Origin of the sequence: Photorhabdus viridis (genome assembly GCF_040256935.1) — a bacterium.
Lineage (GTDB): Bacteria > Pseudomonadota > Gammaproteobacteria > Enterobacterales > Enterobacteriaceae > Photorhabdus > Photorhabdus viridis.
Map to the genome: position 1 here is coordinate 1 of NZ_JBEJZY010000606.1, position 223 is coordinate 223.

A 223-nucleotide genomic window follows, 5' to 3' on the forward strand; every position below is an offset into this window, starting at 1 on the left:
GATAGCGACCCGGTCATCAGGCTGTACGCCCAGTGCAATTAAATGATGCGCCAGCTGGTTGGCGCAGCGGTTCAGCTCACCATAGCTGAGTGACTGCCCTTCAAATAACACAGCGGTGGCATCCGGGGTGCGTGCGGCCTGTTGCTCAAACAACTCATGGATCAGGGCTGCCTGCGGGAAGTCACGCTCAGTGGCATTGAAGTCCGCCAGTAATTGCTGACGT

Annotated in this window: 1 protein-coding gene; it reads right to left on the bottom strand. The window is 57.4% G+C overall.

Going from position 1 to position 223, the window contains the following annotated elements:
* Positions 1-223: AMP-binding protein (locus ABR397_RS24750; protein ID WP_350307978.1), on the bottom strand; the 223-nt coding region annotated here is incomplete at both ends.